Source organism: Geodermatophilus sp. SYSU D00697, from assembly GCF_054050175.1.
On record NZ_JBJGYV010000034.1, the window covers coordinates 1 to 21712 of the forward strand.

The 21712-nt window shown below is 74.8% G+C and carries 24 protein-coding genes and 4 tRNA genes; 24 read left to right on the forward strand and 4 right to left on the reverse strand.

Going from position 1 to position 21712, the window contains the following annotated elements; translation table 11 throughout:
- Window positions 1–523 precede the first annotated feature (523 nt).
- The gene (gene coaE, locus ACI79C_RS21455; protein WP_456947718.1) at window positions 524–1120 is read left to right on the forward strand and encodes a dephospho-CoA kinase; all 597 of its coding nucleotides are present in this window, start codon (window positions 524–526) and stop codon (window positions 1118–1120) included.
- A 55-nt stretch (window positions 1121–1175) separates the two neighbouring features.
- Here the strand turns inward: coaE and ACI79C_RS21460 are convergent.
- From ACI79C_RS21460 to ACI79C_RS21475, 4 genes are all read right to left on the reverse strand, one after another.
- Window positions 1176–1247: transfer RNA gene (locus ACI79C_RS21460), tRNA-Val, on the reverse strand.
- A 31-nt stretch (window positions 1248–1278) separates the two neighbouring features.
- Window positions 1279–1349 (reverse strand) — tRNA-Cys (locus tag ACI79C_RS21465).
- A gap of 43 nt (window positions 1350–1392) precedes the next feature.
- Window positions 1393–1465, reverse strand: a tRNA-Gly gene (locus ACI79C_RS21470).
- 68 nt (window positions 1466–1533) lie between these two features.
- Complete coding sequence (locus ACI79C_RS21475; RefSeq protein WP_456947719.1) at window positions 1534–1983, reverse strand: SsgA family sporulation/cell division regulator; 450 nt, start codon at window positions 1981–1983, stop codon at window positions 1534–1536.
- A 127-nt stretch (window positions 1984–2110) separates the two neighbouring features.
- Here ACI79C_RS21475 and ACI79C_RS21480 point away from each other — a divergent pair, with 127 nt between their 5' ends.
- The 23 genes from ACI79C_RS21480 to ACI79C_RS21590 all read left to right on the forward strand — a co-directional run bounded on the left by ACI79C_RS21480 (window position 2111) and on the right by ACI79C_RS21590 (window position 21681).
- A complete protein-coding gene (locus ACI79C_RS21480; protein ID WP_456947720.1) occupies window positions 2111–2752 on the forward strand; it encodes a sigma-70 family RNA polymerase sigma factor in 642 nt (213 codons plus the stop codon).
- On the forward strand, window positions 2749–3612 hold the full coding sequence (locus ACI79C_RS21485) for an anti-sigma factor domain-containing protein (protein WP_456947721.1): 864 nt from the start codon (window positions 2749–2751) through the stop codon (window positions 3610–3612). Before ACI79C_RS21480 ends, ACI79C_RS21485 begins: the two co-directional genes overlap by 4 nt.
- A 14-nt stretch (window positions 3613–3626) precedes the next feature.
- Window positions 3627–4106: a TIGR02611 family protein gene (locus ACI79C_RS21490; RefSeq protein WP_456947722.1), complete on the forward strand. Its 480-nt coding sequence runs from the start codon at window positions 3627–3629 to the stop codon at window positions 4104–4106.
- A gap of 24 nt (window positions 4107–4130) precedes the next feature.
- Window positions 4131–4202: transfer RNA gene (locus ACI79C_RS21495), tRNA-Val, on the forward strand.
- Window positions 4203–4280: 78 nt separating this feature from the next.
- Window positions 4281–4724, forward strand: a complete 444-nt coding sequence (locus ACI79C_RS21500; RefSeq protein WP_456947723.1) for an HNH endonuclease — start codon at window positions 4281–4283, stop codon at window positions 4722–4724.
- Between the two features lie 72 nt (window positions 4725–4796).
- Window positions 4797–5354, forward strand: a complete 558-nt coding sequence (locus ACI79C_RS21505) for an MOSC N-terminal beta barrel domain-containing protein (RefSeq protein WP_456947724.1) — start codon at window positions 4797–4799, stop codon at window positions 5352–5354.
- A gap of 92 nt (window positions 5355–5446) precedes the next feature.
- On the forward strand, window positions 5447–7483 hold the full coding sequence (gene thrS / locus ACI79C_RS21510; protein WP_456947725.1) for a threonine--tRNA ligase: 2037 nt from the start codon (window positions 5447–5449) through the stop codon (window positions 7481–7483).
- Window positions 7480–8067, forward strand: a complete 588-nt coding sequence (locus ACI79C_RS21515) for an HIT family protein (RefSeq protein ID WP_456947726.1) — start codon at window positions 7480–7482, stop codon at window positions 8065–8067. Before thrS ends, ACI79C_RS21515 begins: the two co-directional genes overlap by 4 nt.
- On the forward strand, window positions 8067–8720 hold the full coding sequence (pgsA, locus tag ACI79C_RS21520; RefSeq protein WP_456947727.1) for a phosphatidylinositol phosphate synthase: 654 nt from the start codon (window positions 8067–8069) through the stop codon (window positions 8718–8720). The genes ACI79C_RS21515 and pgsA overlap by 1 nt, the downstream gene beginning before the upstream one ends.
- The gene (locus ACI79C_RS21525; RefSeq protein WP_456947728.1) at window positions 8717–9721 is read left to right on the forward strand and encodes a phosphatidylinositol mannoside acyltransferase; all 1005 of its coding nucleotides are present in this window, start codon (window positions 8717–8719) and stop codon (window positions 9719–9721) included. Before pgsA ends, ACI79C_RS21525 begins: the two co-directional genes overlap by 4 nt.
- Complete coding sequence (locus ACI79C_RS21530) at window positions 9721–10953, forward strand: glycosyltransferase family 4 protein (protein WP_456947729.1); 1233 nt, start codon at window positions 9721–9723, stop codon at window positions 10951–10953. Before ACI79C_RS21525 ends, ACI79C_RS21530 begins: the two co-directional genes overlap by 1 nt.
- A gap of 11 nt (window positions 10954–10964) precedes the next feature.
- Window positions 10965–11516, forward strand: coding sequence for a hypothetical protein (locus ACI79C_RS21535; protein ID WP_456947730.1), 552 nt, complete (start codon window positions 10965–10967; stop codon window positions 11514–11516).
- Between the two features lie 51 nt (window positions 11517–11567).
- Complete coding sequence (gene pdxS / locus ACI79C_RS21540; protein WP_456947731.1) at window positions 11568–12476, forward strand: pyridoxal 5'-phosphate synthase lyase subunit PdxS; 909 nt, start codon at window positions 11568–11570, stop codon at window positions 12474–12476.
- Window positions 12477–12534: 58 nt separating this feature from the next.
- Window positions 12535–13632 carry a heparan-alpha-glucosaminide N-acetyltransferase domain-containing protein gene (locus ACI79C_RS21545; RefSeq protein WP_456947766.1) on the forward strand — a complete coding sequence of 366 codons (1098 nt, stop codon included), beginning with the start codon at window positions 12535–12537 and terminating at the stop codon, window positions 13630–13632.
- A gap of 11 nt (window positions 13633–13643) precedes the next feature.
- The gene (pdxT, locus tag ACI79C_RS21550; RefSeq protein ID WP_456947732.1) at window positions 13644–14291 is read left to right on the forward strand and encodes a pyridoxal 5'-phosphate synthase glutaminase subunit PdxT; all 648 of its coding nucleotides are present in this window, start codon (window positions 13644–13646) and stop codon (window positions 14289–14291) included.
- Window positions 14288–15040, forward strand: coding sequence for a YebC/PmpR family DNA-binding transcriptional regulator (locus ACI79C_RS21555; RefSeq protein ID WP_456947733.1), 753 nt, complete (start codon window positions 14288–14290; stop codon window positions 15038–15040). The genes pdxT and ACI79C_RS21555 overlap by 4 nt, the downstream gene beginning before the upstream one ends.
- A gap of 153 nt (window positions 15041–15193) precedes the next feature.
- On the forward strand, window positions 15194–15760 hold the full coding sequence (gene ruvC, locus ACI79C_RS21560; RefSeq protein WP_456919272.1) for a crossover junction endodeoxyribonuclease RuvC: 567 nt from the start codon (window positions 15194–15196) through the stop codon (window positions 15758–15760).
- Window positions 15757–16398: a Holliday junction branch migration protein RuvA gene (gene ruvA, locus ACI79C_RS21565; protein ID WP_456947734.1), complete on the forward strand. Its 642-nt coding sequence runs from the start codon at window positions 15757–15759 to the stop codon at window positions 16396–16398. The genes ruvC and ruvA overlap by 4 nt, the downstream gene beginning before the upstream one ends.
- The gene (gene ruvB / locus ACI79C_RS21570; RefSeq protein WP_456947735.1) at window positions 16395–17516 is read left to right on the forward strand and encodes a Holliday junction branch migration DNA helicase RuvB; all 1122 of its coding nucleotides are present in this window, start codon (window positions 16395–16397) and stop codon (window positions 17514–17516) included. The genes ruvA and ruvB overlap by 4 nt, the downstream gene beginning before the upstream one ends.
- A gap of 163 nt (window positions 17517–17679) precedes the next feature.
- The gene (gene yajC / locus ACI79C_RS21575; protein WP_456947736.1) at window positions 17680–18030 is read left to right on the forward strand and encodes a preprotein translocase subunit YajC; all 351 of its coding nucleotides are present in this window, start codon (window positions 17680–17682) and stop codon (window positions 18028–18030) included.
- Between the two features lie 14 nt (window positions 18031–18044).
- On the forward strand, window positions 18045–19706 hold the full coding sequence (gene secD, locus ACI79C_RS21580) for a protein translocase subunit SecD (RefSeq protein ID WP_456947737.1): 1662 nt from the start codon (window positions 18045–18047) through the stop codon (window positions 19704–19706).
- Entirely contained in the window at window positions 19703–21097 is a 1395-nt protein-coding gene (gene secF, locus ACI79C_RS21585; protein ID WP_456947738.1) for a protein translocase subunit SecF, read from the forward strand. The genes secD and secF overlap by 4 nt, the downstream gene beginning before the upstream one ends.
- Window positions 21094–21681, forward strand: a complete 588-nt coding sequence (locus tag ACI79C_RS21590; RefSeq protein ID WP_456947739.1) for an adenine phosphoribosyltransferase — start codon at window positions 21094–21096, stop codon at window positions 21679–21681. The genes secF and ACI79C_RS21590 overlap by 4 nt, the downstream gene beginning before the upstream one ends.
- Window positions 21682–21712 lie beyond the last annotated feature (31 nt).

The window sequence follows — 21712 nt, forward strand, 5'->3', positions numbered from 1 at the left end:
GACAGGGTCACCGAGCAGGAGTTGCCGGAGCAGTCCACGTCGGCGTCCGTTCCGTCGGTCTGGTCGGTCGTGCCGTCGGTCCCTCCCGGCTCCGGGGTGGCCGCGGTGTCCTCCGGAGGATGATCGCGAACGCGGTCCGCGGGCGCCCGCCGGTGGTGGCCAGGAACTGCCAGGTGTGCCGGCCGGCCGGCGCGGTGGCCGACAGCCAGCGCATGAAAGCGTTGCGCGGGCGGACGCCGGCGTTGCGCTCCAGTCGCTCACGCACGGCCGGCAGGTCGGTGCACCGGACGCCGGTGGGGCGGTCCAGCCGGTGTCGACCGGGGCCCCGGCGGACAGCAGCGGGGGCCGACGAGGGAGCCGCGTGGGCGGATCGGGACATGGTCGGTTCTGCCTCTCTCGGCGGGGAAGTGCGCCGAGGACAGAGTTGTCCACGGGGCGCGTGTGACTGGAGCGACGCGCCGGGCAGGACGGGCGGGTGTTACCCGTCCGTGATCGGCCCTGGCGTGCTGGCTACTGTCCGTGCGTGCTGCGCATCGGGCTGACCGGCGGGATCGGATCGGGCAAGAGCACCGTGGCGGGGCTGCTGGCCGCCCGAGGCGCGCGGATCGTCGACGCCGACCGCATCGCCCGCGAGGTGGTCGCGCCGGGCACCGCGGGCCTCTCTGCCGTCGTGGACGCGTTCGGGCCCGGCGTGCTGACCGCCGAGGGCGCCCTGGACCGGCCCGCCCTCGCCGCGATCGTCTTCGCCGACCCGCAGGAGCGGGCTCGGCTCGACGGCATCGTCCACCCGCTGGTGCGGGCCCGGGCCGCCGAGCTGGTCGCCGAGGCGCCGGCCGACGCCGTCGTGGTGCAGGACGTGCCGCTGCTGGTGGAGACCGGCCAGGCGGCCTCCTACGACCTCGTGCTGGTGGTGGAGGCCGACCGGGAGACCCGGGTCCGGCGGCTGGTGCAGCGGGGGCTCGGCGAGGACGACGCCCGCGCGCGCATCGCCGCCCAGGCCACCGACGAGCAGCGCCGGGCCGTCGCCGACGTCGTCCTGGACAACAGCGGCACGCCGGAGGAGCTCGAGGCGCAGGTCGACCGCTTCTGGGCCGAGCGGGTCGCGCCGGCGCTCGGCTGACCGGGTGCGGGGATGCGAAGAGGCCCAGGTCGTCCGACCTGGGCCTCTCTCGTTGTGGGCGATACTGGGTTCGAACCAGTGACCTCTACCGTGTCAAGGTAGCGCTCTACCACTGAGCCAATCGCCCGTTCCGCCTCACCGCGCTCGGCGAGACGCCGAGGTGGAGACGGGATTTGAACCCGTGTAGACGGCTTTGCAGGCCGTTGCCTCGCCTCTCGGCCACTCCACCGCACACACGGGCGCCGGTCTCGCGACCAGCGCCCGAGGTTCCGAGCGGACGACGGGATTCGAACCCGCGACCCTCACCTTGGCAAGGTGATGCTCTACCAACTGAGCCACGTCCGCGTTGCTGTCGTACAGGGAGAACGATACAGGACCCCGGGACGGCGTCTCAGGGGGGTCCCCCCGTGGGGTCAGCGGCCGCTGGGGTCGGCTCCGCCGTTGGACAGCAGGGCGGCCAGCTCGTCGTCCACGTCCAGCACGGAGGACTCCTCGCCGACGGGCACGACGTTCTCGGTCAGCCGCAGGAACCCGGCCACCGTGCCGCGGGAGACCTCGAAGAGCGCCTCGCCCGAGGGTGCGCGCAGGTGGAGGAACAGGACGTCGCCGGAGGTCCGGGACGGCCACAGCCGCACGTCGCCGTCCCCGGTGGGCCGCTCCAGGCCGGCCTGGAGCAGTTCGCGACCGACCAGCCAGGCGATGCCCTCGTCCTCGGTGGCGTCACCGTCGCCGAAGGTGATCCGGACCGCGAACGGGTCGCGGACCTCGTAGGACAACACCGCGGGCACCTCGGTCCAGGACTGCGGTCCGACGAGGTGCAGGGTCGTGGGGCAGGTGTACCCGGGCGTCGAGCGGCTCGTCATGTTCCCAACAACGACCTTTCCTGGACGAGGTCACGCCGCGGTCCTCCCGCGCGTGTCAGGCCATGGGTGCCCGCTCCGGGCGGTCCTGAACCGCGCGCTCTCCCCGGCGTGGCCGACGCGTGTGACGATGGTCGCCGTGAGCCGTCCGCCACGGCGGGGCGGGGAGGACCCCCGGGACGCCGACCTGCTGTTGCGGGTGCGCGCGGGGGACCGGGGTGCCCTGGAGGACCTCTACGACCGGTTCAGCCGTCCCGCCTTCGCGCTCGCCCGGCGCATCCTGGCGGACGACGCGCTGGCCGAGGACGTCGTCCAGGAGGTGTTCCTCGGGATCTGGCGGGATCCCGGGGCCTACGACCGCGACCGCGGCAGCCTCCCCGCCTGGCTCATGGCGCTGGTCCACCACCAGGCGGTGGACGCCGTCCGCCGCGAGGAGGCCCACCGGCGCCGGCGCGGCCGGATGGCCGACGAGCTGACGCTCACCGGGCCCACGGCGACCCGCGAGGTGGAGGACGACGTCTGGGCGCGGGTGGTGGCCGACCGGGTCCGGGCCGTGCTGGGCGCCCTGCCCGCGGCGCAGCGCGAGGCGCTGACCCTCGCCTACTACGGCGGGTACACGCAGCGAGAGGTCGCGGCCCTGACCGCCACCCCGCTCGGCACCGTCAAGACGCGGATGCTCGCCGGCGTGCGCCGGCTCCGGGAGGATCTGGGGAGCACCTCCCGGGGCGGGGCGCTCAGCGGAGCCGCCCGCGTGGAGGGGCCGGGCCGGTGAGCGAGCCCCGGGGCCCCGCGCCGCGGCGCGAGGACCACGAGCACTTCGACGAGTTGGCCGTCGGCTGGGCACTGCACGCCCTCGAGCCCGAGGAGGAGACCCTCGTCGCGGCACACCTGCCCGAGTGCGCCCGCTGCCGGCACACCGTCGCCGAGACCGCGGAGGTGATGGGCGCGCTGGCGACCGAGCTGCCCCCCGTGCGGCCCCCGGAGCGGCTGCGCTCCCGGCTGCGCGCCGCGGTGGAGGCGACCGAGCAGGTGGGGCCGGCGCCGGTCGCCGAGGAGCCGCCCGCACCCGCCGACCCCGGCCGGCCGGCGGACGGGGTCCCCGACCTCGGCGTCCCCGTCCCGGCGGCACGCAGCGCGCCCCCGATCCCGTGGCGGCGGGTCCTGCCCAACGCGCTGGTGGCCGCGGCGGTGGCGGCGATCCTCGCCCTCGGCACGTGGAACGTCGTGCTCAGCTCGGCCCGCGACCGGGCCCAGGGTGCGGTCGCCGAGCAGGGCCGGGTGCTCGACGCGCTGCTGACCCCGGGGCGGGCCATCGTCACGCCGCTGTCCGGGGACGACGGCACGCCGGTGGCCACCGTCGTCGCGCGCAGCGGCCAGGTCCAGGTGGTGACCCACGGGTTGGCGGTCAACGACGCCCGGCAGCAGACCTACGTGGTGTGGGGCCTGGGCGGCGACGCGCCCGTGGCGCTGGGCACGTTCGACGTGATCCGCCCACGGATGGACCTGCGCGCCGTAGGCTCCGCGACGACCGGCCCCGACGACTTCACCGCCTACGGGATCAGCCTCGAGTCCGGTCGTTCGGCTCCGTCGGCCCCGACGGAGGTCGTCGCGCGCGGGGAGGTGACCAACTGACCGGTCCGGAGACGGTGCAGCCCGAGCGGGCGCGCCACCACCACCACCACCACCAGACGCCCGAGCAGCTGCGGGCGCACTTCGACGACGACGGTTTCCGCAGCCTCCGGGAGCGGATCGCCGAGACCCGGTGGCGGCGCCGGCTGGCCGGCAGTCGCACCGTCGACTCGACCTACCGGCTGTGCGTGGGCATCGTCGGTGGCCTGATCGTCGCGGTCGGCCTGGCGACCATCCCGCTGCCGGGGCCCGGGTGGCTCACCGTCATCGCCGGCCTGTTCGTCCTGGCGACGGAGTTCTTCTGGGCCGAGCGGCTGCTGGAGTTCACCAAGCAGCACGTCAAGCGCTGGACCGACTGGCTGGGGCGGCAGCCATTCTGGGTGCGGCTGACGGTCGCGGCGGCGACGGCGGCCTTCGTCTACGGCGTCCTGGTGGTCACGCTGCACGTGATGGGCGTCCCCGACTGGGTCCCGGGGTGGGTGCCGCTCTGGCGGTGACCGTCTGGCACAATGAGGACGCACGGGCGATTGGCTCAGTGGTAGAGCGCTTCGTTCACACCGAAGAGGTCACTGGTTCGAACCCAGTATCGCCCACCCCCGGCAGAGGCCCGGTCCGCGAGAGCGGGCCGGGCCTCTCGCGTTCCGGCCCGCCGCGGTCCGCGGAGGAGGACGATGGGGGAGATGTCCCCGCGCCGGCGCCCGCCCGACCCCGAGCCGATCCGTCCGCGGGCGCCCGGGCGGGCGGAGCGCCTGGCCGTCGTCCTCGAGCGGGACGGGGCGACCTGCACCTGGTGCGGCCGGGAGCTCGGGGGCCTGGTGCGGCCCACCACCGAGCACGTCGTCCCGCGGGTGAAGGGCGGCCCGTCGTGGCTCGAGAACGAGGTGGCCGCCTGCGGCCGGTGCAACGCCGAGCGCGGGCACCGCAGCCCGGTCGACTGGCTCGAGGAGTGCCAGCGGCGCGGCTGGCCGGCCGACGTGCCCCGGCTGGCGCGGGCGCTGACCGCGCTGGAGGCGGCCATCGCCCGGGACGGCGGGCAGCGGCGGGCGCGGCCCTACCTCGACGCGCAGCTGCGCCGGCTCCGCCGCCGCACCCCGGGGGGCCGTACGGTCGCCTGACCGGCGGGCGAGCCCGTCGACGGACACAGCGGCGCCTCGGACGCGGGGGACGAGGGCCGGCGAGGAGGACGTGTGGGCGACGGCGTCGGCAGGGTCGTGCAGGTGAGCGTCTACCCGGTCAAGAGCCTGGGTGGGCGGACCGTCGGCGAGGCCGAGGTCGGACCGGGAGGCCTCGTCGGGGACCGGGTGTGGGCCGTCGTCGACGCCACGACGGGGGAGCGGGTGACGGTCAAGGAGACCCCGGCCATGGCCGGCGTGGTCGCCACCGGGGACACCGAGGCCGACACGATCACCCTCACCGAGGTCCTCGGCCGCCCCGTGCGGCTGGACCGGGCCGGCGCGCCCCAGGTCGACGCGGCCGCCGTGCACCTCGTCAGCCGGGCGGCGGTCCACCGCGCCGCCGAGGGGGACGTGCCGCCGGGCTGCTCGGCCGACGACCCCCGGGCCAACCTGCTGCTGGACCTGCCCGAGGGGGAGGACGAACGGGCCTGGGTGGGACGGGTGCTGCGCGTCGGCCCGGTCGAGCTGCAGGTCACCCGCACGCCGAAGCACTGCCTGGGCGTCTACGCCGAGGTGCGCCGTCCCGGGACCGTGCGCGCCGGCGACCCCGTCGAGCTCCTCCCCGCGTGACCGGCCGGGACCGCACCGGCCGTCGTCCGGGGGCGCCCCCCGCGGCGCACTAGGCTCGGGGGGTCAATCCGATCGACCTCTGGAGCGCTCTCGTGTCGACCCCGCCCTCGCCCACCACCGTCGGTCCCGTCCGGGTGCCGGCCGGGACGACGGCCCAGGACGCGCTCAAGGAGGCCGGGGTGCCGCTCAAGGGCCCCGATGGCGCGGTCGTCGTCCGTGACGTGGCCACCGGTGACCTCAAGGACCTGGCGTGGGTGCCCGACGCCGACGCCGAGGTCGAGCCCGTGCCCGCGGCCAGCCCGGAGGGCCGCGCGGTCATCCGGCACTCGACGGCGCACGTCCTCGCCCAGGCCGTGCAGGACCTCTTCCCCGGCACCCGGCTGGGCATCGGCCCGCCGGTGGAGAACGGCTTCTACTACGACTTCGACCCCGAGCGGCCGTTCACCCCCGAGGACCTCAAGGCCCTCGAGAAGCGGATGCAGGAGATCGTCAAGGCCGGCCAGTACTTCTCCCGCCGCGAGATCAGCGACGCCGACGCGCAAGCCGAGCTCGCGCACGAGCCGTACAAGCTCGAGCTGATCGGGCTCAAGGGCGGTGCCGGCGAAGCGGCCGAGGGTGCCGACGTGGAGGTCGGCGGCGCCCAGCTGACGATGTACGACAACCGCGACGCGCGCACCGGCGACCTGGTCTGGACCGACCTGTGCCGGGGCCCGCACCTGCTGCGGACCTCCAACATCCCGGCGTTCTCCCTGACCCGGTCGGCCGCTGCCTACTGGCGGGGCAGCGAGAAGAACCCGCAGTTGCAGCGCATCTACGGCACGGCGTGGGAGAGCAAGGACGCGCACAAGGCGTATCTGGAGCACCTGGCCGAGGCCGAGCGCCGCGACCACCGCCGCCTCGGCGTGGAGCTGGACCTGTTCAGCTTCCCCGACGAGATCGGTTCGGGGCTCGCGGTGTTCCACCCCAAGGGCGGGGTGGTCAAGCGGGAGATGGAGGACTACGTCCGGCAGCGCCACATCGAGGAGGGGTTCGACTACGTCGGCACCCCGCACATCACCAAGGCGCACGTCTTCGAGCTCTCCGGCCACCTGCCGTACTACGCGGACACGATGTTCCCGCCCATGGAGCTGGAGAACGCGCAGTACTACCTCAAGGCGATGAACTGCCCCATGCACAACCTGATCTTCAGGTCGCGCGGGCGGTCCTACCGCGAGCTGCCGCTGCGCTTCTTCGAGTTCGGGACCGTGTACCGCTACGAGAAGTCCGGTGTGGTGCACGGCCTCACCCGGGTGCGCGGCCTCACCCAGGACGACTCGCACAGCTACGTCACGCCCGAGCAGGCGCCCGGCGAGGTCCGCCACCTGCTGGCGTTCGTCCTCGGCCTGCTGCGCGACTTCGGCCTCGACGACTACTACCTGGAGCTGTCCACCCGCGGGGACGACCCCGAGAAGCAGGCCAAGTTCGTCGGCTCGGACGAGCAGTGGGCCCTCGCCACCGCCGTGCTCGAGGAGGCGGCGAAGGAGACCGGTCTGGAGCTCGTCCCCGACCCGGGTGGGGCGGCGTTCTACGGACCGAAGATCTCGGTGCAGGCCCGCGACGCCATCGGCCGCACCTGGCAGATGTCGACCATCCAGTACGACTTCAACCAGCCCGCCGGCTTCGGCCTGGAGTACACGACGCCCGACGGCGGCCGGCAGCAGCCGGTGATGATCCACTCGGCGAAGTTCGGGTCGATCGAGCGGTTCTTCGGCGTCCTCACCGAGCACTACGCCGGCGCCTTCCCGGCGTGGCTGGCACCGGTGCAGGTCGTCGGGATCCCGGTCACCGACGAGCAGGTCGGCTACCTGACCGACGTGGCGCTCAAGCTGCGCGCCCGGGGGATCCGGGTCGAGGTCGACGACTCCGACGACCGGATGCAGAAGAAGATCCGCACCGCGAGCAAGCAGAAGGTGCCGTTCGTGCTCATCGCCGGGGCCACCGACGCCGAGGCCGGCGCGGTCTCCTTCCGCTTCCGCGACGGCAGCCAGCACAACGGGGTGCCCGTCGACCACGCGGTCCGTGCCATCGCGGCGTGGGTGGCCGGCCGGGCCAACGTCGACCCGACCGCCGATGCGCTGGTGACCGGATGAGCACGGGCGCGGAGGAGAGCTACCGGGTCGCCGTCTCCGCCGATGACGGCGGCCCGGCGACGGTCTTCGAGCACCTGTGGACGCCGTACCGGATGGCCTACATCCGGGGCGAGGGCAAGCCGACCGGGGCCCACGACTGCCCGTTCTGCCTCATCCCGCAGATGAGCGACGAGGAGGGGCTGGTCGTGGCGCGCGGGGAGACCGTCTACGCCGTGCTCAACCTCTACCCGTACAACGCCGGCCACCTGATGCTCGTGCCCTACCGGCACGTGCCCGACTACACCGACCTCACCGAGCCGGAGGTCGTCGAGCTCGGCCGGTTCACCCAGACGGCGATGCGGGTGGTCCGCTCGGTGTCCGGGGCGCACGGGTTCAACATCGGCATGAACCAGGGCTCGGTCGCCGGCGCCGGCATCGCCGACCACCTGCACCAGCACGCCGTGCCGCGCTGGGGCGGGGACACCAACTTCATGCCGGTCATCGGGCTGACCCGGGTGCTGCCGCAGGTGCTGGCCGAGACCCGCACGCTGCTGGCCGCGCACTGGCCGGACGCCGACCGGTCCGTTCCGGTCCGGGGGGACTGATGCTCGGCGTCAACGCCCGTGCCGCCGTCGGGCGGTTCTGGGCGCCGGTCGTCGCCGGCCTCCTGCGGGCCGGGGTCACCGCGGACGCGGTCACCCTGGTCGGCACGCTCGGCGCGATCGCCGGCGCGGCCGGACTGATCGCCACCGGGCACCTGTTCTGGGGCGCGTTCACCGTGACGGTGTTCGTGCTGCTCGACATGCTCGACGGCGCGCTGGCCCGCGCCCGGGGCGGCGGCTCGGTGTTCGGCGCGGTGCTGGACTCCACCGGCGACCGCGCGGCGGACGCGGCGGTCTTCGGCGCGCTGGTGTGGTGGTTCTCGGGGGAGGGGGACAACCGCCTGCTGGTGCTGCTGGCCCTGCTGTGCCTGGTGCTCGGGGTGCTCACCTCCTACGTCAAGGCGCGGGCCGAGGGCGTCGGGCTCCGCTGCGACGTGGGCATCGTCGAGCGCACCGAGCGGCTGATCCTCGTCCTGGTCGGCACCGGCTTCAGCGGGCTGGGCATCCCGTACGCGGTGCACGTCGCGCTGTGGGTGCTGCTGGTGGGCAGCGCGGTCACCGTGGGGCAGCGGTTCGCCGCCGTCCACCGGCAGGGCCGCGGCCGGGCCCTCCCCGCGTCGCCGCCGTCCCCGCCCCCGCCGGGCGCCGCTCCGTGAGCGACGCGGTGGGCGCCGCGCCGGCGGCTGCGGCCCCCGGTCCGCCGGACCCGTCCACCGGGACCGGGCGCCCGCCGCTGCGGTCCCGGGTCGGTGCCCGGGTCACCGACCTCGGCTTCGCGGCGGGCTGGGGCGCGGTCCAGCGGCTGCCCGAACCGGTCGCCCGGGGCGCCTTCGACGCGGCCGGGCGCTGGGCCGCCGGGCGGCGCGGGAGGGGAGTCCGCCAGCTGCGCGCCAACCTGCGGGTGGTCACCGGGGGGCGGTTGTCCGAGGCAGAGCTCGACGAGCTCACCACGCGGGCGATGCGCTCCTACGCCCGCTACTGGCAGGAGGCGTTCCGGCTGCCGCGCCTCTCGCGCGAGCGGATCGTCGCCGGCACAGTGCACACCGGCGTCGAGCACTTCGAGAAGGCCCGCAGCGAGCGCCGGGCCGTGATCGCGGCGCTGCCGCACAGCGGCAACTGGGACGCCGCGGGGGTGTGGCTGACCGACTGGCTCGGCGGGCCGTTCATGACCGTCGCCGAGCGGCTGCGGCCGGAGTCGCTGTACCGCCGCTTCCTCGAGTACCGGGAGTCCCTGGGCATGCGGGTGGTCCCGCTGACCGGCGGTCCGCGGCCGAGCTCGACCGTGCTGCGGGATTGGGTCGAGGGCGGCGGGTGGACCTGCCTGGTGGCCGACCGGGACCTGGGCGCCGGCGGGGTCCCCGTGGAGTTCTCCGGCCGCCCGACGACCGTGCCGAGCGGGCCGGCCCTGCTCGCCGCGCAGACCGGCGCGGCCCTGCACCCGGCCTTCTGTTCCTTCACCGAGCGGGGCTGGCGTTTCGACGTCTTCCCCGAGGTCCCCGTCGACGGACCGGGCCGGCTGCGCGACCGCATCGGCGCCGCGATGCAGGGGGTCGCCGACGCCTTCACCGAGAGCATCGCCCGCCGTCCGGAGGACTGGCACATGCTCGGCCGGATCTGGTCCGACATCCCGCCCGACCCCCTCCCGGAGCGGCGCTGATGCGCATCGGGCTGGTCTGCCCCTACCAGTGGGACGTCCCCGGCGGCGTCCAGTACCACGTGCGCGACCTGGCCGAGACGCTGCGCGGGCTGGGGCACCACGTCGAGGTGCTCACCCCCGCCGAGCGGGAGGAGTCCCTGCCCGCCCAGCACGTGACCTGGGCCGGGCGGGCCGTCCCCGTCCCGTACAACGGCTCGATGGCCAGCGTGCAGTTCGGGCCGGTGTCGGCCGCGCGGGTGCGCCGCTGGCTGCGGGAGGGCCACTTCGACGTCGTCCACGTGCACGACCCGGCGCCGCCGTCGATCGGGCTGCTGGTGTGCATGATCGCCAAGGGCCCGATCGTGGCCACCTTCCACGCGGCCACCACGCGGTCGAAGTGGCTGGCCGCGTGGGGCCCGGTGATCCGGCCGTGGCTGGAGAAGATCACCGGGCGGATCGCGGTGTCCGACTTCGCCCGCCGGGTGCAGGTCGAGCACCTGGGCGGGGACGCGGTCATCATCCCGAACGGCGTGCACGTCGCCGCGTTCGCCGAGGGCCCGACCCTGCCCGGGCACACCCGCGGGGTCGACGGCCCCACCATCGGCTTCCTCGGGCGCTACGACGAGCCGCGCAAGGGCCTGCCGGTCCTGCTCGAGGCCATGCGCACCGTCGTCCGCAAGCACCCGGGTGCCCAGTTGCTCATCGCCGGGCGCGGCGACCCCGACGCGGTGTACGAGCAGCTCGGCGACGACCTGCGGCCGCACGTCTCCCTGCTCGGCGAGCTGTCGGAGGAGGACAAGGCCGCCCTGCTCCGGTCGGTCGACGTCTACTGCGCGCCGAACCTGCTGGGGGAGTCCTTCGGGATCATCCTCATCGAGGCGCTGGCCGCGGGGGCGCCGATCGTCGCCAGTGACCTCGACGCGTTCGCCCAGGTGCTGCAGGACGGCGAGGCGGGCGTGCTCGTGCGCCGCGGCGACGCCCGGGCGCTGGCCCGCGCGCTGTCGGACCTGCTCGCCGACCCGCAGCGCCGCGCGCGGTTGTCGGCCACCGGCCGCGAGGCCGCCGCGGCCTACGACTGGGCGGTCATCGCCCGCCGGATCCTCGACGTCTACGAGACCGTCGTCCTGCCCGGATCCGGGGAGGTCACCGCCGAGGAGTCCGACGACGGCCTGGCGGACCTGTCGGACGTCGTCGACGACGACACGGACGACGCCCCGCTGCGGTCGACCCTGCGCCGGTGGGTGCAGCGCTAGCCTGACCCGTCGTGACCCCCGACGTCTGGCTGCTGCTCGCGGTCGCGGCCGTCGTGGTGCTCCTGGCGCTGTGGGCGGGGTGGACGCTGACCCGGCTGCGCCGCCTGGAGGTGCGCGTCGACCGGGCCTGGACCGCTCTCGACACCCAGCTGCAGCGGCGGTCCGGGCTGGCCGCGGAGCTGGCCCGCGACCACGCCGCCGCCCTGGGGGAGGAGCGGGCCGCCCGGCTGGCGGTGGCCGCCCGCGAGGCGCGCGCCCCCCACGCCGGCGACCGGGAGCTCGCGGAGAACGCGCTGGGCCGCGAGCTGCGGGACCTCCCGACCGACCTGCCCGGCGTACCGGTCGCGCTACGGGCCGACCTGGACGGCACCGCGACCCGGATCGGGCTGGCGCGGCGGTTCTACAACGACGCGGTGCGCGACACCCACCTGCTGCGCAGCCGCCGGCTGACGGCGCTGCTGCGCCTGCACGCCGCCCGCCCGGCACCCCGCTTCTTCGACATCGAGGACGGCCTGCGGGAGGTCACCAGCAGCGCCGCCGGTGGGGGACGGCCGCGGTCCTGAGCGGCCGTACGATCATCGCGCCCTCTCCCGTCGAGCACCGAGGCAGTTCCCGTGACCCAGCACAACCAGACCCTTCCCGGCACCACCGGCACCGAGGGCGTCAAGCGCGGCATGGCCGAGCAGCTCAAGGGCGGCGTGATCATGGACGTCGTCACCCCCGAGCAGGCGAAGATCGCCGAGGACGCCGGTGCGGTCGCCGTCATGGCCCTGGAGCGGGTGCCCGCCGACATCCGTGCGCAGGGCGGCATCGCCCGCATGAGCGACCCGGACATGATCGCCGGGATCGTCGACGCGGTCTCCATCCCGGTCATGGCCAAGGCCCGGATCGGCCACTTCGTCGAGGCGCAGGTGCTGCAGAGCCTCGGGGTGGACTACATCGACGAGTCCGAGGTGCTCACCCCGGCCGACGAGGCCCACCACATCGCCAAGGACGAGTTCACCGTGCCGTTCGTCTGCGGCGCCACCGACCTGGGCGAGGCGCTGCGGCGGATCGCCGAGGGCGCCGCGATGATCCGCTCCAAGGGCGAGGCCGGCACCGGCAACGTCGTCGAGGCCGTCCGGCACATGCGGGCCATCCGCAGCGGGATCCGCCGCCTGGGCACCCTCGACGCGACCGAGCTGTTCGTCGCGGCCAAGGAGCTGCGCGCCCCGTACGACCTGGTCGCCGAGGTCGCGCGACTGGGCAAGCTGCCGGTGGTGCTGTTCACCGCGGGGGGCATCGCCACCCCGGCGGACGCCGCGATGATGATGCAGCTGGGCGCCGAGGGCGTCTTCGTCGGCTCGGGCATCTTCAAGTCCGGCGACCCGGCGCGGCGCGCCGCGGCGATCGTCCAGGCCACCACGTTCTCCGACGACCCGGACGTCATCGCGAAGGTGTCCCGCGGCCTGGGCGAGGCCATGGTCGGCATCAACGTCAGCGCGCTGCCCGAGTCCGAGCGCTACGCGTCCCGCGGCTGGTGACACCGCACCCGATCCGGGCCGGTCTCCCAGGCAGGGTCCCTACCCTCGCGCCGTGACCATGGAGCGGGAGCGTGCCGCCGACCGGCAGCTCCCCGGCCTGCCCGGCCGCGTGGCCGGTGTCGACGTCGCCCGTGGGCTGGCCGTCCTCGGGATGTTCGGCGCCCACCTGGGGCGGACCGGGGACCTGACGTGGGACCCCGCCACGTGGAGCGGGGTCGTCGACGGCCGCTCGTCGATCCTCTTCGCGACGCTCGCCGGCGTGTCGATCGCCCTGCTCTCCGGTGGCACCGCCCCCGTCACCGGCCGGGAGCTCGGCCAGGTCCGCACCCGCGTCCTCGTCCGGGCCGCCTGGGTGTTCGCGATCGGCGGGGTCCTGGAGCTGCTGGACACCTTCGTCGCCATCATCCTGGAGGTCTACGCGGTCCTGTTCGTGCTGGCGCTGCCGTTCCTGCGCTGGTCACCACGGCGCCTGCTGCTCGCCGCCGGGGTCGTCGCGCTGGCCGCTCCGCCGGTCGTCCTCGCCGTGGGCCGGTACGCCACCGCCCGGGACGAGGAGCGGGGACCGTTCGCCTGGCTCCTCGTCACGGGGTACTACCCGGCGGTCGTCTGGGCGGCGTTCGTGCTCGTGGGGCTGGCGGTCGGCCGGCTCGACCTGCGTACCGCCCGGGTGCGCGCGGGACTGCTCGCCGGCGGCCTGCTCGCCGCGGCGGTCGGGTACGGCGGTGCCTGGCTGAGCGCCCGGCTGGTCGGGCCGGGACGGCGGCTGGCCGGGATGGAGCTGGGTTTCGGCCGCCCCGGTGACTGGGACCCGGCCTGGTTCGCCGGGGCCGAGCCGCACAGCGGGACGTCGTTCGAGGTGGTGGGCTCCGCCGGCGTCGCCGTCGCCGTCCTCGGCCTGTGCCTCGTGGTCGCCGACCGGCTGCCGCGGGTGACGTACCCGCTGGCGTCGGTGGGCGCGACGGCGCTGTCGGTCTACACCGCGCAGATCGTGGCGATCTGGGCGCTGGGCGTGGAGTCCTCCGACGACGACTGGGGGCGGTGGGTCCGGTTCACCGTGACCGCGCTGGTGGTGGCCACGGCGTGGCGGCTGCGGCTCGGACGGGGACCGCTGGAACGGCTGCTGACCTGGAGCTCGCGCCGGGTGGCGGGACCGTAGCCTGTCTCCCCGTGCCCGAGAACCCGGTCGTCGGTGTGCTGGCGCTGCAGGGTGACGTCCGCGAGCACCTGGCCGCGCTGTCCGCCCTCGGCGCCGAGCCGGTCACCGTGCGCCGTCCGGAGGACCTGGGCGCGGTGGACGGTCTGGTCCTCCCGGGCGGGGAGTCGACCACCATGGCCAAGCTGACCGTCCGGTTCGGGCTGCTCGAGCCGCTGCGTGCGGCCATCGCCGGCGGGCTGCCGGCCTACGGGTCCTGCGCGGGGATGATCATGCTCGCCGACCGGCTGCTCGACGCGCCCCCGGACCAGGTGACCGTCGGGGGGCTCGACGTCACCGTCCGGCGCAACGCCTTCGGCCGCCAGGTCAACTCCTTCGAGTCCGAGGTCGGGTTCGAGGGTCTCGACGGTGGCCCCGTGCGCGCCGTGTTCATCCGCGCGCCGTGGGTGGAGGAGGCAGGTCGGGACGTGCAGGTGCTCGGCCGGGTCGTGGGTGGACGGGCCGACGGTAGGATCGTCGCCGTCCGCCAGGGCAACCTGGTGGCCACCAGCTTCCACCCGGAACTCACCGGGGACCGCCGGGTGCACGCGTTGTTCGTCGACCTGGTGCGCAGACAGACGGCACGCCGTTCGGGCGCCGGGAACGAGAGGGGAGTGCCGTGAGCGGCCACTCGAAGTGGGCGACGACGAAGCACAAGAAGGCCGCGATCGACGCCAAGCGCGGCAAGCTCTTCGCCAAGCTCATCAAGAACGTCGAGGTCGCGGCCCGGGTGGGCGGTGGCGACCCGGCGGGCAACCCCACGCTGTACGACGCCATCCAGAAGGCGAAGAAGTCCTCGGTCCCCAACGACAACATCGACCGCGCCGTCAAGCGCGGCTCGGGGGCGGAGGCCGGGGGCGCGGACTGGCAGACGATCATGTACGAGGGCTACGCGGCCGCCGGCGTGGCGGTGCTGGTCGAGTGCCTCACCGACAACCGCAACCGCGCGGCCTCCGAGGTCCGGACGGCGATGACCCGCAACGGCGGCTCGATGGCCGACCCGGGCTCGGTCTCCTACCTGTTCTCGCGCAAGGGCGTCGTCGTGGTCCCCAAGGCCGACGGCGTCGACGAGGACAGCGTCCTCATGGCGGTGCTCGAGGCCGGCGCGGAGGAGGTCCGCGACCAGGGCGACTCCTTCGAGGTGGTCAGCGAGCCCACGGACCTGGTCGCCGTCCGGACCGCGCTGCAGGACGCCGGGATCGACTACGACTCGGCCGAGGCCGGGTTCCTGCCGAGCGTCACCGTCGAGCTCGACGAGGAGGCGGCGGGCAAGGTCTTCCGCCTCATCGACGCCCTCGAGGACTGCGACGACGTGCAGAACGTCTACGCGAACTACGACGTCTCCGACGAGGTGCTCGAGAAGGTCGGGTGACGCGGGGGCGGAGGACGACGCGTGGACGAGGTCGGCTGAGCGCCCTCTCCGCTCGCAGGCTCCGGACGGCCCGGGAGGCGTGTCGTCGCCGATCCGTCGGCGCGAGCGGTTAGCCTCGGTCGAACACCAGTTCGGTCATCGGGAGGCGCGTCCATGCGAGTGCTCGGCATCGACCCGGGCCTCACCCGGTGCGGGTGGGGCGTGGTCGACGGGCGTCCCGGCGCCCGCCCGGCGGCGGTGGGCGTGGGCGTCGTCCGCACCGCCGCCGAGCTGGACCTGGAGCTGCGGCTGCTCGAGCTGCACACCGCGGTGACCGCGCTGCTGCGCGAGCACCGGCCCGACGTCGTGGCGATCGAGCGGGTGTTCACCCAGAACAACAAGGGCACCGCCACCGGCACCGCCCAGGCCGCCGGCGTGGCGGCACTCGCCGCGGCGCAGGCCGACCGGCCGGTCGCCTGGCACACGCCCAGCGAGGTCAAGGCCGCCATCTCCGGCAGCGGCCGAGCCGACAAGGAGCAGGTCACCCTCATGGTCACCCGGGTGCTGGGGCTGTCGTCGCCGCCCAAGCCCGCCGACGCCGCCGACGCGCTGGCGCTCGCCGTCTGCCACGCCTGGCGGGGGCCCGCGCAGCAGCGGCTGCGCCACGCCGCGCTGGCCGGGGGCATCGGTGCCCCCGTGCGGTCCACGACGCTGCCGCGCTGGACGGGGGTGTCCCGGTGATCGCGAGTGTGAGCGGCCGCGTGGCGGCCGTGTCACCCGACGGCGCCGTGGTCGAGGTCGGCGGCATCGGGCTGTCGGTGCAGTGCACGCCCGGCACGATCGCCCGCCTGCAGGTGGGGGAGGACGCCCGGCTGTCGACCAGCCTCGTCGTGCGCGAGGACTCCCTGACCCTCTACGGGTTCGCCGACGACGACGAGCGCCAGCTGTTCGAGCTGCTGCAGACCGCCAACGGTGTGGGCCCGCGGCTGGCCCAGGCGGTGCTGGCCATCCACCCGCCGCGGGAGGTCCGCCGTGCGGTGTCGATGGCCGACGTCAAGGCGCTCACCCAGGTCCCCGGCATCGGCAAGAAGGGCGCCGAGCGGCTGATCCTGGAGCTGCGCGACCGGCTCGGGTCCACGAGCACCGACACGCAGCTGGACGGCGCGCCGGCGCCGGCCGGCCTGCCGCCGGTCACGCCGGTCGCGCCGTGGCGGGACCAGCTCACCTCGGCCCTCGTGGGTCTGGGCTGGACCGGCAAGGAGGCCGAGAGCGCCGTCGCCCAGCTCGCGCCGATCGCCGACGAGCAGGTCGCGGCGACCGGATCGGTCGAGGTGGCGGTGCTACTGCGGCAGGCCCTGCGGCTGCTGGGTAGGCCGTGAGCACGCCGTTCGACCGGGGGCTGCCGGCCGCCGACGCCGGCCCGGGGCGGGACCACGCGGTGTCGGCCCAGGCCGGTGACGAGGAGCGGGTCGTCGAGTCGGCGCTGCGGCCGCACTCCCTCGACGACTTCATCGGCCAGCCCAAGGTGGCCCGGCAGCTGGGACTGGTGCTGGAGGGCGCCAAGCGGCGCGGCCGGCCGCCGGACCACGTGCTGCTCTCCGGTCCGCCCGGGCTGGGCAAGACCAGCCTCGCCCTGATCATCGGCACCGAGCTCGGGACGTCGGTGAAGATCACCAGCGGCCCGGCGATCGAGCGCTCGGGCGACCTCGCCGCGATGCTGTCCAACCTCGGCCCCGGCGACGTCCTGTTCATCGACGAGATCCACCGCATCGCGCGGCCGGCCGAGGAACTGCTGTACATGGCGATGGAGGACTTCCGGGTCGACGTCGTCGTCGGCAAGGGCCCCGGTGCCACCGCCATCCCGCTGGACATCAACCCGTTCACCCTGGTCGGCGCCACGACCCGGGCCGGCCTGCTCACCGGCCCGCTGCGCGACCGGTTCGGCTTCGTCGGCCAGATGGAGTTCTACGAGCCGGCCGAGCTGCAGCGGGTGCTCGCCCGCAGCGCGGCGCTGCTGGGCGTCGAGCTGACCGACGAGGGGTCCGCCGAGATCGCCGGCCGGTCCCGGGGGACGCCGCGCATCGCCAACCGGCTGCTGCGCCGGGTGCGCGACTACGCCGAGGTCCGTGCCGACGGCCGGGTGACCCGCGAGGTCGCCGAGGCGGCGCTGGCCCTCTACGACGTCGACCACCTCGGGCTGGACCGGCTCGACCGCGCCGTCCTCGAGGCGCTGGTGATGCGCTTCGGCGGCGGGCCGGTCGGCGTCGCGACGCTCGCGGTCGCCGTGGGGGAGGAGCCGCACACCGTCGAGGAGGTCTGCGAGCCGTTCCTCGTCCGCGCCGGCCTGCTGGCCCGGACGCCCCGGGGCCGGGTCGCCACCGAGGCCGCGTGGCAGCACCTGGGCCGGCCGCTGCCGCGGGGTGGCATCCCCCTCGGGAGGGTCACAGCAGACCCACCCGCCCCCGGGTCGTCGTCAGAGACGCTGTTCGACGCCTAGACTGCGGAGCGCTGGCGCGCAACTCGTCCGGCCGCGGCCGCGCGCGTCCTGCCCGGTCGCTGCACGCGGATGTCGCGGCGCGCCACAGCCGCCGTACCCGAGCGGTCCCGTCCCGGGCCGCACCCCACCGCGGAACGCCGCGCGGTAGAGAGGCACATCTGTCGTGGAGCAGTACTTCCCGCTCGTCCTCCTGGCCCTGGCCTTCGTCCTGCTCATCGTCCTGCCGGCCCGGCAGCGCAAGCGGATGCAGGCCCAGGCCCGAGCGATGCAGGAGTCGCTGACCCCGGGCACCCCGGTCATGACGACCGCCGGGCTGCACGGCACGGTCGTCGCCCTGGGTGACACCACCGTCGATCTCGAGATCGCCCCGGGCGTCGTGGTGACCTTCGCCCGGCAGGCCATCCTCGAGGTCCGCCAGCCGGCCGTCGCCGGGCCCGCCGAGACCGGCCCCGCCGTCCCGGGGGACGACACCGGTGGCCCGGCCGACGGTGGCCCGGCCGACCGGACGCGCTGAGCGGTCACCCTCCCGTGGCCCAGCGTCAGCTGCCTGCGCGCCGGTACTTCGGCGCGTTCGTGCTGATCATCGCCGTCCTGTACGGCCTGATCTTCTTCACCGGCGACACCCGCACCCCGCAGCTCGGGCTCGACCTGCGGGGCGGCACGACCGTCACCCTCGCCGCGCGCACCCCGGACGGGCAGGCGCCCGCCCCCGAGAACCTCGAGCTCGCGCGGCAGATCATCGAGCAGCGCGTCAACGGCCTGGGCGTGGCCGAGGCCGAGGTGGTCACCGAGGGCGACTCGAACATCGTCATCTCCGTCCCCGGTGACGACGGCGACCAGGCCCGGGAGCTGGGCCAGACCGCGCAGCTGCGCTTCCGCCCGGTCCTCTCCGGCCCGGAGCCGGCCACGCCGGCGGCCGAGGACAGCGCCGCGCCGACCGACGGGACGGCGCCGACCGACCCGGCTGCGCCGACCGACCCGGCTGCGCCCACGGACGCGGCTGCGCCCACGGACGCGGCCACCCCGTCCGACGGCGCGGTCGCCGACCCGTCGATCCCCGACCCGGACGCCCCGGCCGTGACCCTCGAGCAGGCGCAGGCGGAGTACGCCACGCTGACCTGCGACACCACCGACCCCGCGGCCGCTGTCGACCGGTCCGAGGACCACGTCGCGGCCTGCTCCGAGGACGGCCAGTTCAAGTACCTGCTCGGCCCGGCGATCCTCGAGGGCACCGACATCGTCGACGCCCAGGCCGGCACCCAGCAGGCCACCGGCGAGTGGGTCGTGCTGCTGGACTTCAACTCCACCGGCCGCGAGACCTGGGCGACCTACACCGCCGCGAACATCGGCAAGAACGTCGCGTTCACCCTCGACGGCCGGGTGGTCTCCGCGCCCACCATCCAGAGCGCCATCAACGGGCAGACGACGATCACCGGGCAGTTCACGCAGGAGGGGGCCGAGCAGCTGGCCAACCAGCTGCGCTACGGCGCCCTGCCGCTGACCTTCACCCAGGCCACCGCGCAGTCGATCTCCACCGAGCTGGGCGAGGAGCAGCTGCAGGCCGGCCTCATCGCCGGCGCCATCGGCATTGCGCTGGTCTTCGTCTACGCGCTGGTCTACTACCGGCTCCTGGGCCTGGTGATGATCGCCAGCCTCCTGCTGTCGGCGGTGGTCGTCTACGCCGTCCTCGTGCTGCTGGGACGGCAGATCGGTTTCACCCTCAGCCTGGCCGGCATCGCCGGGTTCATCGTGTCGATCGGCATCACCGCGGACTCCTTCGTCGTCTACTTCGAGCGGCTCAAGGACGAGATCCGCGAGGGCCGCACGCTCCGGTCGGCGGTGCCGCGCGCCTGGGTCCGTGCCCGGCGCACCATCCTGTCGGCCGACGCGGTCAGCTTCCTGGCCGCGGCGATCCTCTACGTCCTGGCGATCGGCGACGTGAAGGGCTTCGCGTTCACCCTCGGCATGTCGACGGTCCTCGACCTGGTCGTCGTCTTCCTCTTCACCCACCCGCTGATGGCGGTGCTGGCCCGCTTCCGGTCCTTCGGCAGCAGCCGGTTCTCCGGGCTGGGCCGCAGCCTCGACCGCCCGGGCCGGCCCGCCGGGGGCCGTCGTCCCTCGGACCGGCGAGAGCTGGTCGGCGCCGGCAGTGGGTCCGGCAGCACCGCGCAGGACAGGAGCGACTCATGAGCGGCCGCGACCCCCGTCGCCCAGACGACGAGCTGCCGCTGGGCACGGACTCGGACGAGGTGCAGGACGCCGGCTCCGCCGCGCGAGATGCCGCGGCGGCCGCCGACGACGACGCCCTGGCCGACGCCGGCCTGCCCCGCGAGGGGGACGCCGACCGTGGGCGCCCCGGCCGCCGGGCCTCCCTGGCCCACCGGCTCTACAACGGCGAGGCCGGGCTGGACGTCGTCGGGCGCAGCCGGCTGATCTACCGCATCACCGCGGTGGTCGTGCTGCTGTGCATCGCCGCGATCGTCTTCCGGGGCTTCAACTTCGGCATCGACTTCGCCGGGGGCAACAGCTTCCGCCTGCCGGGCAGCGAGGCGCAGCTGAGCGAGGTGCGGACGGCGGCCGAGGACGCGGGCGCCGACGTCGCCAGTGCCCAGGTGGTCGGCGGCGACACCGTGCTGCTGCGGACCGGCGCCCTCGACACCGACGCCGAGCGGGCCGTTGTCGAGGCGGTCGCCGGCGCGGTGGGCATCGACCCCTCGCAGGTCAGCCCCGAGGCGGTGAGCGCGGAGTGGGGCCGCGACATCACCGACCAGGCCCTCATCGCGCTGGCGGTCTTCTTCGTCGCGGTGGTGCTGTTCCTGGCGGTGCGCTTCCAGCCCAAGATGGCCGTCGGCGCCATGGCGGCGCTGGTGCACGACATCGTGGTCACCGCCGGCGTGTACGCGCTGGTCGGCTTCGAGGTCACCCCCTCGACGGTGATCGGGTTCCTCACCATCCTCGGGTTCTCCCTCTACGACACCGTCGTCGTCTTCGACAAGGTCGACGAGAACACCCGCGACCTGGCCAAGAGCGCCCGCATGACCTGGGGCGAGGCGGCCAACCTCGCGGTCAACCAGACGCTGATGCGGTCGATCAACACGTCGGTCATCGCGCTGCTGCCGGTGGCCGGCCTGCTGTTCGTCGGCGCCGGCCTGCTCGGGGTCGGCACGCTCAAGGACCTCGCGCTGGTCCTGTTCGTCGGTCTGGCGGCGGGCACCTACTCCTCGATCTTCCTGGCCACGCCGATCGTGGCCGACCTCAAGGAGCGCGAGCCGGAGGTGCAGGCCCTCCGCAAGCGCGTGCTCGCCCGGCGCTCGGCGCAGGCGCGGCAGGGCGGGGCCCGGGTCACCGCCGGGCGCGCCCCGGTCGCCAGCGCCCGTCGTGCGGGCGGCACCGCCCGGCGCGGCGGTGGCGTCGCCGTCGCCGAGCGCGAGGCGGAGCTCGGGCCGGCCGCGGCCGACGTCGTGGTGGAGTCGCCGGAGTCGGTGCGTCCCGAACCGCGCAGCGGCGCGACGGCGGCACCCCGTCCGGGGGCGCGCCCCCAGCGGCCGGGCCGTCCCTCGGGCGGGAAGAAGCGACGGTGACCGTCGAGCGCGCGGCCGAACGGCCCCTGGACGAGCTCATCGCCGAGCTCACCGTCGACGTCCCGGACCACCCCGAGCCGGGCGTGCTGTTCCGCGACCTGACCCCCGTCTTCGCCGACGGGCCCGCCTTCCGGCGGATGATCGACGGACTCGCGGCGCCAGCGTTGGTCGACCCCCGCGCCGCCGCGCTCGCCGACGGCGACTCCGACCCGGGCTTCGACCTCGTCGTGGGCGTGGAGGCGCGCGGGTTCCTGCTCGCCGCGGCCGTCGCGCTCGACGCCGGGGTCGGGGTCGTCCCGGTGCGCAAGGCCGGCAAGCTGCCCCGCGAGCGGGTGGCGGCCGAGTACGAGCTGGAGTACGGCACCGCCACCCTCGAGCTGCACACGGACTCCATCCGGCCCGGTCAGCGGGTGCTGGTCGTCGACGACGTCCTGGCCACCGGGGGCACGCTGGGCGCGGCGATCGCTCTCGTCGAGCAGCTCGGTGGTGTGGTCGTGGCGGTGTCGGTCGTCGTCGAGCTCGCCGCGCTGGGCGGCCGGCAGCGGCTCGCGCCGCACACGGTGCACGCCCTCTGGACCACCTGAGAGGGAGATGACCAGGCCGGTCGGGACGCGG

Excerpts from the sequence above, each read along its gene's own strand:
- ACI79C_RS21475 (WP_456947719.1), bottom strand. The coding sequence starts at position 1,983 with ATGACGAGCCGCTCGACGCCCGGGTACACCTGCCCCACGACCCTGCAC.
- ACI79C_RS21480 (WP_456947720.1), top strand. The coding sequence starts at position 2,111 with ATGGTCGCCGTGAGCCGTCCGCCACGGCGGGGCGGGGAGGACCCCCGG.
- ACI79C_RS21500 (WP_456947723.1), top strand. The coding sequence starts at position 4,281 with ATGGGGGAGATGTCCCCGCGCCGGCGCCCGCCCGACCCCGAGCCGATC.
- ACI79C_RS21515 (WP_456947726.1), top strand. The coding sequence starts at position 7,480 with ATGAGCACGGGCGCGGAGGAGAGCTACCGGGTCGCCGTCTCCGCCGAT.
- pgsA (WP_456947727.1), top strand. The coding sequence starts at position 8,067 with ATGCTCGGCGTCAACGCCCGTGCCGCCGTCGGGCGGTTCTGGGCGCCG.
- ACI79C_RS21530 (WP_456947729.1), top strand. The coding sequence starts at position 9,721 with ATGCGCATCGGGCTGGTCTGCCCCTACCAGTGGGACGTCCCCGGCGGC.
- ACI79C_RS21545 (WP_456947766.1), top strand. The coding sequence starts at position 12,535 with ATGGAGCGGGAGCGTGCCGCCGACCGGCAGCTCCCCGGCCTGCCCGGC.
- ruvC (WP_456919272.1), top strand. The coding sequence starts at position 15,194 with ATGCGAGTGCTCGGCATCGACCCGGGCCTCACCCGGTGCGGGTGGGGC.
- secF (WP_456947738.1), top strand. The coding sequence starts at position 19,703 with ATGAGCGGCCGCGACCCCCGTCGCCCAGACGACGAGCTGCCGCTGGGC.